The sequence below is a fragment of the Novipirellula rosea genome, assembly GCF_039541335.1.
Taxonomy (GTDB): Bacteria; Planctomycetota; Planctomycetia; order Pirellulales; family Pirellulaceae; genus Novipirellula; species Novipirellula rosea.
Genome location: NZ_BAABGA010000031.1, coordinates 66,964 through 80,620, shown reverse-complemented (window position 1 = coordinate 80,620; position 13,657 = coordinate 66,964). Strand labels below are relative to the sequence as shown.

Here is a 13,657-nt window from a genome sequence, read left to right as displayed (position 1 = left end):
CAATGTCAAATATTCCTACTGAAAATAGCAAGTCCCCGACACGATCGGATCAGGCAAAAGAGACGGCCAGCCGGATTGCGGCCGGGGCGGGTGAGGCTGCCCAGGGTGCAGCAACGCATTACGTCAAAGAACCTGCTCAGGATGTTTTTAGCTTGGTCAAAGCGTATGCCAAGGATAATCCCGATGTCGCTGCTTGTTGGGCATTTGGAATCGGCGTCATCGTCGGATGGAAGCTGCGACCCTAAAATCTGGTTACGATCCCAAAATCAAGGCGTGAATGAATTATGTCAACATTAAGCGAAGCCGAGCGAACTCAATTTTCCGATGCCCTTGAACGTGTGGGGGGGGATGAGGAAATGTTCATCGAGCTTGCTGAAATCGTATCCGAGGATGCTCCAGGGATGCTGGCAGAACTCGAGAATCAGTTGCAATCGGACCAGCTTGGTGAGGTGGCTCAGACAGCTCATGCGCTCAAGGGGCTGCTGAGCACCTTCCAAACAGGCCCCCCGGTTGCCCAGTTACAACCCTTCATTGACGAGGCTCGTCTGGGACACACGGAATCGGCAACGATGATGTTTCGCGACCTGATGCCGTCGCTGAAATATTTGGTTGGGCAAGTCCAACAGCTCAACGACAAATACTGATTCATCCTCATGGACTATTTCCTGCTCATCACGTATTTGTGCATCGCGATTGGTTTCTCGTTTCTGTGTTCGATCGCCGAAGCCGTTCTGCTTTCAATCACACCAAGCTTCATTGCCGAGCGTCGGCAAGACAAAACGAAATCCTCGAAGCGAATCATCCAGCTCAAAGAAAATATTGATCGGCCGCTAGCGGCGATCCTCAGTCTTAATACGATCGCGCATACCGTCGGGGCGGCGGGCGTCGGGGCACAAGCGGCCAAGATCTATGGCGATCAATACCTCGGAGTGATCAGTGCGCTACTGACGCTGATGATCCTGGTGCTTAGCGAAATCATTCCCAAGACCGTGGGGGCATTGCATTGGCGCCGGCTCGCTGGCAGTGTTGCACTGCTGGTTCAAGGCTTGATCATCTTGATGTTGCCGCTGGTTTGGATGTCAGAGTTTTTAACACGATGGTTGTCAGGCAACAAGAAACAGCAACTCGTCACGCGAGCCGAGATCGCTGCTGTCGCCGAATTGGGGACTCGCGAGGGGTTGTTGAAACAGCACGAATCTCGCATCTTACGCAACCTGTTGAAGCTCGAATCGATCACGGTCGAAGACGTGATGACGCCCAGCACGGTGGTGATCTCGTTCGAAGAATCGCGGCATTTATCCGAAATGGTAGAGGAGCTAAAGACGCTGCCCGTTTCTCGGATTCCGATTTACCGAGAACGACGCGATATCGTTACGGGGTTTGTATTACGAAGTGATTTGTTGGCGTCCGTGGTTTCGGGGGACAGCGACAAGCCTTTGAGCGATTTTTCGCGTCCCATCTTGCGAATCGGCGAAGACGAAAGCATTACCGTCGCCTTTGACCATCTGCTCGATTCACGTGCCCACATCGCAATGGTGATGGACAAATTTGGCGGCGTCGAAGGATTGGTGACGCTCGAGGACATCATCGAAACGCTGTTAGGGCTCGAGATCGTCGATGAACACGATGCGACGGTCGATATGCAAGAACTCGCACGCCAACGCTGGGAAATGCGACGCGAAAAGCAAGGAATTGCAGCACCGTCGTCCCGCGAATAACCCCCGTCGTCCCGCGAATAACTCAGCGGGGCGTAAGTGATGCTGGTCGCTGCCGAGGCTGCAGACCCCGCTGGCTCAGCCAAGTTGCTCAAGCGCACTATCGAAGCGGCGATCAAACTCGGCGAACAATTCGAGGGTTTCGGGGCGTTCCAGCACCTCGGAAACGCGTTCCGCTCCACTGTCGACCTTGGGGTCGGATTGTAGATCCTCCTCTGAGGCCTCTTTTTGTCCTGCGACGCGAGTGGCAACGGTGATCGCCGCAGACTTCCATCCGTTGACGCTCGATAGGGCATCAGCCAACGCGGCACGCAGCACGCGAAAATCCATGTGGGCAAACGTGTCCTCAAACGCCAACCGCATTCGATTGGCATTTGCGGAATCGAGTGTCACGTGATCTTGTTGTAGATACCGGTCCAACGTGCGACCAAGCAGCACCGTTCTCATGATTTCAAGCGGCACACCGCGAATCGAAGTGACCATGGCGACGATTTTGCGAAGCGGAAATAACAGGATTTTCAGCGGCGCTTTCGCCAGTAACCCCAAACATCCTGTCAAGCAACCGCCACTATTGGAGTAATAGGGTTTTAGGTCACCGAGTAAATCGCTGCGGTTGTGTGCCGACAATGTACGTGATACGACGAAACGCCGACATTGATCGCGGACGATGTCATCGACGAATGGAACCGGGATAAACCGCGCGGTCGAAGATACGATTCCAGCGACCACCCATTGATGGGCCAACCAAGATGAAGATTCGGGCATCGGATAATCCTTTTTATTCGGCATGGGGGCGATCGGCGTTCATTGCCTGAGTGTCGCCGGCATCACTTGGGGACTTACTTTTGTTTTCATTGCGTTGGCTTCCAATGGGGCGAGGTTTCGGAGGGTTCTCGCCCGCGGGCCAGCCCTCACGTTGACGCGTTCGGTCACCATCGCGATCTTCGGTTTGATCGTGTAGCAACGTCACATTGGTAGGATACGGCATATCGATGCCCGCATCGTCAAGGGCTTCTTTGATATCCGAGATGACTGAATTTCCGACGCGAACGACGTTGGCACGTTCGGGAGCCGTCCACCACCGTGCTCTCAACACCACACTGCTGCCGCCAAGTTCCGTTGCGACCACATCGGGCGCCGGATCGCTTACCACGCCCTCGGCCGATTCGAGAGTTTGCAGGATGATTTTCGCTGCTTGTCGCAGATCGTCCCCATAGCCGACGCCGACGTCGTATTGTGTTCGAATCGCATCGTAGGCGGTGTTGACGACAACGGGGTTTGTATAGATCTGGCTGTTGGGAATCACCACCCGCTTGCCATCGTATGTCTTGATCAGCGTCGCTCGCGTCTCGATCGATTCGACGGTCCCTTCGTGGTCACCCGAAGCAATTTGGTCCCCGATTTTGAACGGTTCATTCAGCAGGATCAGCAAACCGGCCATAAAGTTCTGCAAAATGTCCTTAAAGGCAAATCCAATCGCAACGCCACCGATGCCAAGCGAGGTCAGCAATTTTCCTGGCGTGATCGAAGGAGCCATGATCGCGACCGCGAGGATCAGCCCTACGAAAATCAACACCCACTGAGCGACTCGCCCCATCACTCGTCCCAGATTCGCTGAGCTTTTGTCTTTCGTTGCGCGTCGGACAAACCGCCGTACTAGCTTGGCAATAAAGTAGAAAATGGCAAACACGACGACGCCAACGAGTAGGAACGGCAACCGGTCCATGAAACTGTCGACCATATTGTCAACCGTTCCCCACACCGTATCGATGCTGACGTCCACTTCGCCTGGGACGTCGTTTGGGTTAGCGACTTCATTAGCCGCTTCGGATGTTGCCGCATCCGTCGCCGCGTCGTCTTGGGGCACTGCGAGAGCGAAGGAAAGAAGATTTAAAGGAGTAGCCATTGGTTTGCCTCGCGTGTTGGTTGATTATCCATCACAAGCGGGAACGCAACTCTTATGCCTTTACTCTGCTTTGGGTTTTGCTTGCACAACGGACTCATTTCCTGGCTTGCCGCCGACCATGCTGCGTGGTGCTCAGTCAAATCTAGATCGGAACGAACGGTTTTGAGGCATTTTCAGGATTCGCTTACGTGTGGCACGAGAATCGCAATATCAATCTCCTTCGTAACGTAACCCGTGGGTGACTGTCGCCGACGGATCGATCGTATACACACACTCACTTTCTGTTTCGATTGGAGACTCCGATGTTAGGTTGGGCAATCACGTTTTTGGTAATCGCGTTGATCGCGGCGGTACTTGGTTTTGGTGGGATCGCAGGTTCAGCCGCGATGATTGCCAAAGTGCTGTTCGTCGTGTTCCTTGTGCTGTTCATTATCAGCTTGGTCATGGGACGACGTGGACCGACGGTCTAAGACGGAAACTGGCTAGCGAACGCCGCGAAATCCCAATGCCATCTACTTTGGCGCTAACCGAGTGGCTTTTGTAGCGGAGCGGCGCAAGCCGCCCGGTAAATCTCGAATGTTTTACTCGCTGCACCCGGGCGGCTTTCGCCGCACCGCTAGCCAAAGTAGATGACATTGAGCGCAAGTCGCCCGGTCGCCGCGAGTAACCGCTTCGGCAAAACACCGGGGCGGCGAAAGCCTCGCTACGGGCGGTGCTGTGTCACCACGGGTCTGTTTATCGCAGGCCTGCTTGTTGTTTTCAAAAACTCATTAATCAAAAAGGATGTCGTGATGTTTTTTCTCGAACCTCTTCTGACAGACGGTATTGCTCAGTTGTCTTACTTGGTGGGTGACACCAGCACGGGGCATGCGGCGGTAATTGACCCTCGAACCGATGTGGAAGTCTACGAAACGCTCGCTCGTAAACATGGCGTTTCGATCACGCATATTTTTGAAACCCACATTCACGCGGACTTTGTTTCAGGCAGTCGTTCGTTGGCCGAGCGAATTGGTACCGCGAAGATTTGCGTCAGCGGTGTCAGGGCGGACTACAAATTCGAAGGCGAGCCGATCAAAGATGGGCAGGAGTTTGATTTCGGTTCGTTTCGGCTGACCGCGCGGCATACACCGGGGCATACGCCAGAGCATATGTCGTTTGAACTTCGCGAATCCAAGCACGCCGAGATGCCTTGGGCGGTTTTCAGCGGAGACTCGTTGTTTGTCGGTTCGGCGGGTCGGCCCGACTTGCTAGGCGAAGCCGAGACCGAGGGGTTGGCCAAGGATCTGTACAAAACTCTTTACGACTATTACTTGAAACTCGACGATTACGTGACGATCTATCCCGGGCACGGGGCAGGGTCGGCGTGCGGAGCTGATATTGGAGACCGGATGCTCAGTACGATCGGTTATGAACGACGTACCAATAAATTCCTGCGATTTCCTGGCTTCGACGCGTTTCGGGCGTTTGTCGTTGATGATGCCCCGCCGGCACCATGGCACTATCCAATGCTAAAGAAGGTGAACGCCGCCGGTCCAGAAATTATGGATCGGTTACCTACTATCCCTGCGTTGCCGCCAAGCGAGTTCCGCAAGGTTGCACGTGAGCCGGGAGTCACGATTATCGATACGCGTTCGATGTTAGCGTTCGGCGGAGGCCATGTTCCTGGAGCGATCAATATTGGTGCCCGTCCAGAAATGTCGGCTTGGGTTGGTCAGATGTTTGATCTTGATCAGCGATTGCTATTGGTCGTGGACAACGACGATGATGTCGAATCAGTGCAGCGATTGATCGTGCGTACTGGGCACTCGCAATTTGCTGGCTATTTGGCCGGTGGCATGAAGGCTTGGGAAGTCTCGGGGTTGCCATTGCAAAAGCTCGAGCAAATCAGTGTCGAAGAGGTGCATCAAGATCAGAGCAATGGTTCTCATCTGAACTTGGTAGATGTTCGGTCTCCCGGCGAATGGGAATCAGGCCATCTGCCGGGTGCGGAGCACCACTTCATCGGTGACATGCGAGAACGAATCATGGGACTCGATAAATCGAAGCGTTACGCCACGTATTGCGCAAGCGGCTATCGAGCCAGTATTGCATCGAGTTTGATGCAGTCGCGAGGCTTTCAGCAAGTCGCCAATATTCCCGGCAGCTACGGTGCTTGGACCGCAGCGGGTTACGAGGTCGAACACGATAAAGGATCGCAGTCATGATCGGCGAATTTAGTCTGCTGGCGGCGGATCAGGTGGACGCGTTGCAGTACGCGGGGCCTGCTTGGTCGCCTTACTTGGTCGGTGCCTTGATCGGCGTTTTGTCGATGTTGACTTTCTATTTTTCGAATAAGCCGCTCGGAGCCAGCACGGCGTATGCGCGAGTGGCTGGTTTGATCGGCGAGAAAGTCGCACCGGCGCACACGCATTCGCTTGCCTTTTTCAAAAAGAAATCTCCCAAAGTGGGATGGGAAGTGATGTTGGTGTGCGGCGTGGTGGTGGGGGCCTTCGTGGCCGCATGGACAGGCAATGAATTGACCGGGCGATTGCTGCCCGCGATGTGGCAAGACCGTTTTGGCGCTGACAGCGGATTGTTGCGGATCGTGGTGGCGCTAGCAGGCGGCATGATGATGGCATTCGGAGCACGAATGGCCGGTGGATGTACCAGCGGACATGGGATTAGCGGCACGCTGCAGTTGGCGGTCGGTTCCTGGGTCTCTGCGATCTGCTTTTTCATCGGTGGGATCATCACCGCCATGTTGGTTTATGCGATTTAGTGACGGAAAGAAACCTATCCAGCGGTCCTAATGACGGAGAATATGATGGCAACCACGGTTCACCCATCGTCGGAATCGAAACTAAAAAAAGAGACAGATGCAGCCGGTGCACAGACGCTCGCCCTGGGAATGGTGTTTGGGATCGCCTTTGGCTTTCTGCTACAAAAAGGGGGCGTTGCAAAGTTCAACGTGCTGATCGGTCAGTTGTTGCTTCAAGACTTTACTGTTTTGAAAGTGATGCTGTCCGCAGTGATCGTCGGCATGATTGGGATTCATTTGCTTCACCGTGCTGGAAAAGTCGAGCTGCATATTAAACCGACGCGTTTCGCATCGAACATCCTCGGTGGTTTGCTGTTTGGTGCCGGATTCGGATTGTCTGCCTATTGTCCGGGGACCGGTGCTGCCGCACTCGGGCAAGGCAACTACGATGCGATCGCGATGATGATTGGCATGGTGGGTGGTTCGTATCTGTTTGCGGAGTGCTCGGGATGGATCGGCCGCAAGATCGATCCGATCGGTGACCGTGGAAAGTTGACGCTCCATGATTGGTTGCCGATCAACCGCACGGTCGTGGTCGTCGGCAGCGCTATCATTCTGTGCGTCGTGTTGGCGATCATCGAAACGATGACGGTCCGGTAAAGGCCATGACGGGAACGAGGGGGCAATGCGTTTCTAGGCTGGAGCCTAGGAACGAGCGGTTTACAACATTTTTTTAAGAGATGACGGATGAGCGATACAAACCCACAAATCAACGAACAACTCAACAAGCTCGCGGCGATTTGCTGCGAGCAACTCGAAGGCAACGAGCCTACAACGGCGATGGACGAAGCTTCAACCAAACCGCTGCTGAAGTCGCTATTGATGAGTGGCTTTTCACGTAAAGAGGGAGCCTCGCTACAAGTCGAGATCGAAAACCGTGTAAAAGACCGCTGTCGTGATACGTCGATGCATCGCGGCGGAGCCCTCTCGAGTATCACTGGCAAGTTACAAAAACAATTCGACGATTTGGCACGTTGGGAATCAAAGCAGCCCGGGGACGACAGCAAGGCCAAAGCGGCAAATATCAGTTCGGCAACCGACGCTTGATCGTGATTCTGCACGGGGAGAGGGATCATCGACACGCCGCAATCGACTTTGAATTCCGCAGGCCGAGCGTCTGAGGACATTGCGATTCTGTTTTACTGGATGAGTGCCGGCGCAGTTGCGATCTGGTTGATCGTGATTGGCGTTGCCGTTTACGCTATCTACCAACCAGGACGACATCATCCCCGCACCACCAAAATGTTAGTCATTGGCGGCGGCGCGGTGTTTCCCACCATCGTGTTGACCGGTCTACTTTGTGTCGCGCTGCCGATGTTACCCGAGCTGCATCGACCTGCACCGCCCGGAAGTCTGCAGATTCACGTCAGCGGAGTGCTTTGGTGGTGGCGTGTCGACTACCTGACCGCCGACGGCGATACAATCGCATCCGCCAACGAAATCCGAATCCCCGTCAATCAGCCGGTCGAATTCAAGCTGAATAGCGAAGACGTAATCCATTCGTTTTGGATCCCTTCGCTTGGTGGCAAAGTCGATATGATCCCGGGACGCCAAACGCGGTTACAGCTATACCCGACGCGGGTGGGGACTTACCGCGGCGCATGTGCCGAGTTCTGTGGCACCGCGCATGCGCAGATGAATTTTGACGTCGTTGTCATGCCTGTCGATGAATTTAACGATTGGCTGGTCGGGCAATCTGCATCAGCCAAACAACCTGTCGAACTTGATGCAATCGCAGGACAGCAACAATTCCTCAAATACGGCTGCAGTGCGTGCCATACGATTCGCGGCACTGTGGCGGAAGGAAAGGTCGGCCCCGATCTAACCCATTTTGGTAGCCGGATCAGTATCGCGGCCGGCGTGTTGAAGAACAATCCCGAGAATCTGGCTCGCTGGATCACGCAGACTCATGATGTCAAACCAGGAGCCGACATGCCGGAATTTGATTCGTTGCCTGAGCATGATTTGAGGCAGATGGTCGCTTACCTGGAGCAATTAAAATGAGCCAGGACGATCTCGCCGACGATCAATTGACCTCCGACAACCGTTCGCTAGACTACGTCCCGGTATCCGATGACGGCATGACCGCGCAAGCCAAGCGGTTGCTTGCACCGTGGCGGACGCCCACGGGGTGGCGTTATTGGTCGGCGGTGAATAATTCCGAGGTCGGATTGTGGTATACCGTCACTGCGTTCGCCTTCTTTTTGTTCGGCGGCGTGCTCGCGTTGGTGATGCGGATCCAATTAGCACTGCCCGACAACGACTGGTTAACACCCGAACAGTACAATCAGGTCTTCACGATGCACGGCAGCGTGATGATGTTTTTGTTCGCGGTGCCGATTCTCGAAGCGATTTCGATCATGTTGCTGCCGCAGATGTTGGGAGCTCGCGATTTGCCGTTTCCACGCTTGTCGGCGTACGGCTATTGGTGCTTTTTGATCGGCGGAATCTTCGTTTGCGGGTCGCTATTTTTCGGGGTGGCGCCGCGCGGCGGCTGGTTTATGTACCCACCAATGACGACCGAGTATCAATCCGGTGTCGGAGTCGATATTTGGTTGTTGGGACTGTCGTTCATCGAAGTGGCCTCGATTGCCGCGGCGGTGGAATTGATCGTCGGCGTGCTGAAGTGTCGACCGCCAGGAATGCGGCTGAATTTGATCCCGCTGTATGCCTGGTACATCCTTGTGGTCGCCGTGATGATCCTGTTTGCATTCCCACCGCTGATCGCGGGCGACTTGTTGATGGAATTGGAACGGACGCTGGATTGGCCGTTCTTTGATGCATCCCGCGGTGGTGATCCGCTATTGTGGCAACATCTGTTTTGGATCTTCGGTCACCCCGAAGTCTATATCGTGTTTCTGCCGTCGATCGCATTGGTGGCGATGATCGTGCCGACGTTTGCCCGTGTTCCGATGGCTGGCTATGGATGGATCGTATTGGCGGCGGTGGGGACCGGTTTTTTGAGTTTTGGATTGTGGGTTCACCACATGTTCACGACCGGATTGCCGGGGCTGACGATTGGGATTTTTTCCGCGGCGTCCGAAGCGGTTGCGATCCCCACGGGCATTCAAATTTTTTGCTTTATTGCCACGTTGTTGATCGGCCGGATCACGCGGTCGGTTTCGCTGCTGTTTGTGCTGGCGGGTTTGGCGACGTTTATCATCGGCGGGTTAACGGGCGTGATGGTTGCCGTGGCTCCGTTTGATTACCAGGCTCATGACACCTACTTTATCGTCGGACATCTGCATTATGTTTTGGTCGGCGGCACGATCTTTCCAATCATGGCTGGCGTTTATTACTACTATCCCCTTGTCATGGGAAAACAGTTGTCCGAACGCTACGGACGTTGGGCATTTTGGTTGACGTTGATCGGATTTAACGTCAGCTTTTTTCCAATGCATTTGACCGGGTTGTTGGGGATGCCGCGGCGAGTCTATACGTATCCCGCCGACATGGGATTTGACACGTTGAATCTAATTTCGACCGTGGGCGCATTCGTGTTGGCAGCCGGGTTTGTTGTGTTTCTGTGGGACGTGCTGCGACCGAAGAAACACGAACCGCTTGCCGCTCGAAATTGCTGGAACGCCGGAACGTTGGAATGGTTGGCCGAGGTTCCCGATCAACCATGGGGAATACGATCAATTCCAATCATCAAAAGTCGTTATCCCCTTTGGGATCAAGAGAACTTTGTTGACGACATCGACCAGGGCAAATTTTATCTGCCGGACGCCGAAGAAGGACTGCGAGAAACATTGGTGACGTCCACGATGGATGCCAAACCGATTCAATGTCTACGCGTTCCCGGACCCACGTTTCTGACCTTTTACGCGGCGTTGTTTACCGGAGGCGTGTTTATCTTTTCGACCTACCATTGGTGGACTGCGTCGGTGATCAGCGGCGTGTTGGCGCTGGCGACGGTGATCGCTTGGCTGTGGACCGGAACGGCGGTGATTCCCGAAAAATCGCACAAGGACGTGGGGTTGGGGTTAAGCTTGCCGATCTACGTATCGGGTCCGCGAGCGGTCGGATGGTGGGCGATGTTTATTACCATGCTCGGCGATATGACCGCGTTCATGTCGTTGGTGTTTGGCTACTTTTTTTATTGGACCATCCACGAAGATTTTCCTCCTCAGGATGCGGCGGGACCGGGCACGCTGTGGCCGACCGTCTCGCTTGTCGCCGCCGGGATCGCTTGGGGATCGATAGTGGCAGCTCACAAATTGAATCGAAACGACAAGGCATTCGGATTTTATCTCAGCAGCGTGATTGCGATTTTAGCGTCGCTGTGTGCCGCAATCGTACTGGGGGGAACACCCATGCTGACTCAGATGGATCCGAGCCGTCATGTTTATCCCGCCATCGTTTGCGTGTTAGTACTTTGGACCGTTGTGCACTTGTGTGTCGGAGCTCTGATGCAAGCGTACTGTGTCGCACGCCGATTGGCTGGGAAGATGACTGCTCGTTATGACGCGGACATCACCAACGTGATGTTATACTGGCATTTTTTGGCGTTGACGTCGCTGATCACGGTTGCCGTGATTGCTTGGTTCCCGTGGGTGGCGTAAGCAAAGGAGCGTATCCCGTGATTTCGAACGAGCCGACCCCTGTGCGACGCAACCATATTCTCTGGTTGGTAGTGCCCCCCGGCGTCTGGGCAGTCCACTTTTTAGCGAGTTATATGACAATCGCAATTTGGTGTGCCAAGTTTGCTGATGACAGTGCCGACGCGACCCCGGTGCGAATCGCGATTGCCGTTTATACCGTCCTCGCACTCGCGATCATCGTCGGGATAGGATTCCTGAGTTATCGGCAACACCGCAACGGGGGCAACGCACCACATGACGAGGATACCCCCGAGGACCACATTCGTTTCACTGGTCAAGCCACCTTTTTGTTATCGCTGTTAAGCGGAGTCGCGGCGATTTTCACCTCGCTGGTGGTCGTGTTTGTGGGGAGTTGTGACTGATGCAACTCGCGTGTTGGAACCTTGGTTGGATCTTTTTGGCAGCGGCATGGTTGGGGCCGCTTCCCGACTTGGCGACCGCGTCGTTTGCTGCACACATGACGCTGCATATGGCGGTGGTTGCGGTAGCGGCACCGCTGCTTGCGATTGCCATTGCGGGGAAAGCATGGGATCCAGTGATCCGGTTTCCGCGTCCCTTTTCTCCGGTTCCTGCCTCCGTGGGGGAACTGTTGATTGTGTGGGCCTGGCATGCGCCGGGACTGCATCATTGGGCTCGGCATTCCGCAGTGGGGTTTGTGATCGAACAAGGCATGTTTTTAGCCGCGGGTTTGTGGGTGTGGATGTCCGCGTTCGGCGGCACCGCCCCACGTGATCGTGGCCGCAGTGCCGCTGGGGTGATCGGACTGCTGTTAACTTCGATGCACATGACATTGCTCGGAGCTTTGTTGGTGATGTCACCACGATTGTTGTACATGCACCATGGCCGCAGCGAAATGTTGACGCCGATCATGGATCAGCATCTCGGTGGCGCTGTCATGTTGGTCGTTGGTGGGATCGCATTTCTTGCTGGTGGATTGTGGTTAACGAAAGATCTCGTGTCGCTCGGTCGACTCGAAATGGGGACGAATGAGGGATGAACAACTCACGAACAAATTGGCAACGTCTCAAAGAGCTCACGATCCTGTTGGTGGGCTTGGGCGTGATCGGCATCGTCGTATTGGTCTCGGGTGTATTTCCGATCAAAGCCAGCAGCGGACACTGGCCGATCACCGCTTGGATACTCGATTTCGCCAGTGATCGATCGGTCGATTTTCATAGTGCGGGGATCGAATCGCCGCCACTGGACGAACCGGGCATGATTCGATTAGGCGCGGCAAGCTACGACGCGAATTGCCGTTGGTGTCACGGACGCCCTGGATTGCCTGTGCCGCGTGTGCCAGCGGAGATGACGCCAGCGCCTCCCTACTTTCCCACGGCAACGTTCGATCAAGAGCCACGCGAGTTGTTTTACATCGTCAAGCATGGAATCAAGTTCGCGGGGATGCCGGCTTGGCCGTCGCGGCAGCGAGATGATGAAGTTTGGCCGCTGGTGGCGTTCTTGAAATCGTTCCCAGAAATGGACGTGGCGACCTATTTAGGCCATGTTCAGGTGTCGATGGAGACCGATTCGGCGACGAAGCAACTTGTCGCAGACGCCTGTGCGTCATGTCATGGAGCCCACGGTCACGGCCGCGCCGGAGATCGCGTTCCCGTAATCGCGGGGCAAAACCGCGAGTATCTCGAGATGACGCTCAAGGCATTTAAAACAGGGCATCGACACAGCGGGATCATGGAACCAATCGCAGCTCGGCTGGACGCAGCGGAAATTCGAAAGCTTGCGGAATACTTTTCAATACAGCCCGCACATCCGTCGGAAAGCGGTGCGGACGAGCCGTCATCGCACCCTGCGGAAGCCAAATCACGTGAATTGAATGAATCCGAACAAACGCTGTACGAACTCGGAAAATCGCTTGCCAATCATGGTGACGGACCGCAGAAGATCGCATCGTGTGTCGAATGTCACGGCCCCACCCCGATCGACCGCAGTGTCGAGTATCCTCGATTGGAAGGACAACCGGCAGCATACCTGCGTCAGCAGTTGCATCTGTTTGCCGATCAAGCTCGCGGCGGCACTGAAAATGCGGACTTAATGCATGGGATCGCCAGCAAGTTGTCCGACGAACAGATCGATGCGTTAGCGTTGTACTACTCACACTGAAAGCTTGGTTTCCGATGCTGTCAACTTGGAACGTCGATTTTTCTCGTGACCGGTAGAGGTAGCATGAATTTTGTGTAGGGACCTTCAGCCATTTTTTTGCAGTGCTTTGGTGGATGAATTATCTCATCCCGGAGGGATTTTTAGACATTAGCCGGTGGTAAACGCAGCGACACCAGCTAATACCGTTGAATTACTCACCAATGAAGGTGGCGGCCGACTGCCATGGGCAAAGGCGGGGGCTAAATCATTTGGGCGAAACGACCAAGCGATTGCGGAGCGTCATGCCACGCAGGTGCGGGCGGAGCGACTCCTGGGCAATCTGCTTCAAGACATAGGTGTCAACTCGCCCTTCGATGATAACCGCTCGGCCATCCACGATGACGCCCACCTCTCGCAGTTGCCGACGTCCGGTTTCCCGAAGTACTGCTTCCAACCGACGACCTTGCAAGCGATGTGCGGCATGAACCACCGCCGCAGGATTCAAAGTTGGTCCGCTCGTCGGGGCCGCAGAAGAAGG

The 13,657-nt window shown here is 54.8% G+C and carries 16 protein-coding genes; 13 read left to right on the top strand and 3 right to left on the bottom strand.

Annotated elements, in window-relative coordinates; translation table 11 throughout:
* Positions 1-2: 2 nt before the first annotated feature.
* The 3 genes from ABD971_RS12420 to ABD971_RS12410 are packed head-to-tail and all read left to right on the top strand — an operon-like array spanning position 3 to position 1,718.
* Positions 3-245 carry a hypothetical protein gene (locus tag ABD971_RS12420; RefSeq protein ID WP_339943067.1) on the top strand — a complete coding sequence of 81 codons (243 nt, stop codon included), beginning with the start codon at positions 3-5 and terminating at the stop codon, positions 243-245.
* A gap of 39 nt (positions 246-284) precedes the next feature.
* Positions 285-644: an Hpt domain-containing protein gene (locus tag ABD971_RS12415; protein ID WP_339943069.1), complete on the top strand. Its 360-nt coding sequence runs from the start codon at positions 285-287 to the stop codon at positions 642-644.
* 9 nt (positions 645-653) lie between these two features.
* Positions 654-1,718, top strand: coding sequence for a CNNM domain-containing protein (locus tag ABD971_RS12410; protein ID WP_345322474.1), 1,065 nt, complete (start codon positions 654-656; stop codon positions 1,716-1,718).
* Positions 1,719-1,793: 75 nt separating this feature from the next.
* On the opposite strand, the gene ABD971_RS12405 is transcribed toward ABD971_RS12410, so the two are convergent.
* Positions 1,794-2,480 (bottom strand): hypothetical protein, encoded by a 687-nt coding sequence (locus ABD971_RS12405; RefSeq protein ID WP_345322472.1) that lies wholly within the window; start codon positions 2,478-2,480, stop codon positions 1,794-1,796.
* A 13-nt stretch (positions 2,481-2,493) separates the two neighbouring features.
* On the bottom strand, positions 2,494-3,621 hold the full coding sequence (locus tag ABD971_RS12400) for a mechanosensitive ion channel family protein (RefSeq protein ID WP_345322470.1): 1,128 nt from the start codon (positions 3,619-3,621) through the stop codon (positions 2,494-2,496).
* A 302-nt stretch (positions 3,622-3,923) separates the two neighbouring features.
* On the opposite strand from ABD971_RS12400, the gene ABD971_RS12395 reads away from it, so the two are divergent.
* The 10 genes from ABD971_RS12395 (at position 3,924) to ABD971_RS12350 (ending at position 13,140) form a co-directional block, all read left to right on the top strand.
* On the top strand, positions 3,924-4,091 hold the full coding sequence (locus ABD971_RS12395) for a DUF1328 domain-containing protein (protein WP_339943077.1): 168 nt from the start codon (positions 3,924-3,926) through the stop codon (positions 4,089-4,091).
* A gap of 159 nt (positions 4,092-4,250) precedes the next feature.
* Positions 4,251-5,825: an MBL fold metallo-hydrolase gene (locus tag ABD971_RS12390; RefSeq protein WP_345322468.1), complete on the top strand. Its 1,575-nt coding sequence runs from the start codon at positions 4,251-4,253 to the stop codon at positions 5,823-5,825.
* A complete protein-coding gene (locus ABD971_RS12385) occupies positions 5,822-6,379 on the top strand; it encodes a YeeE/YedE thiosulfate transporter family protein (protein WP_345322466.1) in 558 nt (185 codons plus the stop codon). The genes ABD971_RS12390 and ABD971_RS12385 overlap by 4 nt, the downstream gene beginning before the upstream one ends.
* Positions 6,380-6,424: 45 nt before the next feature.
* Positions 6,425-7,018, top strand: a complete 594-nt coding sequence (locus ABD971_RS12380; RefSeq protein WP_339943082.1) for a DUF6691 family protein — start codon at positions 6,425-6,427, stop codon at positions 7,016-7,018.
* Positions 7,019-7,105: 87 nt separating this feature from the next.
* Positions 7,106-7,465 carry a hypothetical protein gene (locus ABD971_RS12375; RefSeq protein ID WP_339943084.1) on the top strand — a complete coding sequence of 120 codons (360 nt, stop codon included), beginning with the start codon at positions 7,106-7,108 and terminating at the stop codon, positions 7,463-7,465.
* A gap of 48 nt (positions 7,466-7,513) precedes the next feature.
* Complete coding sequence (coxB, locus tag ABD971_RS12370; RefSeq protein WP_345322463.1) at positions 7,514-8,422, top strand: cytochrome c oxidase subunit II; 909 nt, start codon at positions 7,514-7,516, stop codon at positions 8,420-8,422.
* A 77-nt stretch (positions 8,423-8,499) separates the two neighbouring features.
* Positions 8,500-10,983, top strand: coding sequence for a cytochrome c oxidase subunit I (gene ctaD, locus ABD971_RS12365; protein WP_345322552.1), 2,484 nt, complete (start codon positions 8,500-8,502; stop codon positions 10,981-10,983).
* Between the two features lie 113 nt (positions 10,984-11,096).
* On the top strand, positions 11,097-11,384 hold the full coding sequence (locus tag ABD971_RS12360; RefSeq protein ID WP_345322461.1) for a transmembrane prediction: 288 nt from the start codon (positions 11,097-11,099) through the stop codon (positions 11,382-11,384).
* The gene (locus ABD971_RS12355) at positions 11,384-12,019 is read left to right on the top strand and encodes a cytochrome c oxidase assembly protein (RefSeq protein ID WP_345322459.1); all 636 of its coding nucleotides are present in this window, start codon (positions 11,384-11,386) and stop codon (positions 12,017-12,019) included. Before ABD971_RS12360 ends, ABD971_RS12355 begins: the two co-directional genes overlap by 1 nt.
* Complete coding sequence (locus tag ABD971_RS12350) at positions 12,016-13,140, top strand: c-type cytochrome (RefSeq protein WP_345322457.1); 1,125 nt, start codon at positions 12,016-12,018, stop codon at positions 13,138-13,140. The genes ABD971_RS12355 and ABD971_RS12350 overlap by 4 nt, the downstream gene beginning before the upstream one ends.
* Before the next feature lie 244 nt (positions 13,141-13,384).
* Here the strand turns inward: ABD971_RS12350 and ABD971_RS12345 are convergent, their stop codons facing one another.
* Positions 13,385-13,624 (bottom strand): hypothetical protein, encoded by a 240-nt coding sequence (locus ABD971_RS12345; RefSeq protein ID WP_339943094.1) that lies wholly within the window; start codon positions 13,622-13,624, stop codon positions 13,385-13,387.
* Positions 13,625-13,657: the final 33 nt, after the last annotated feature.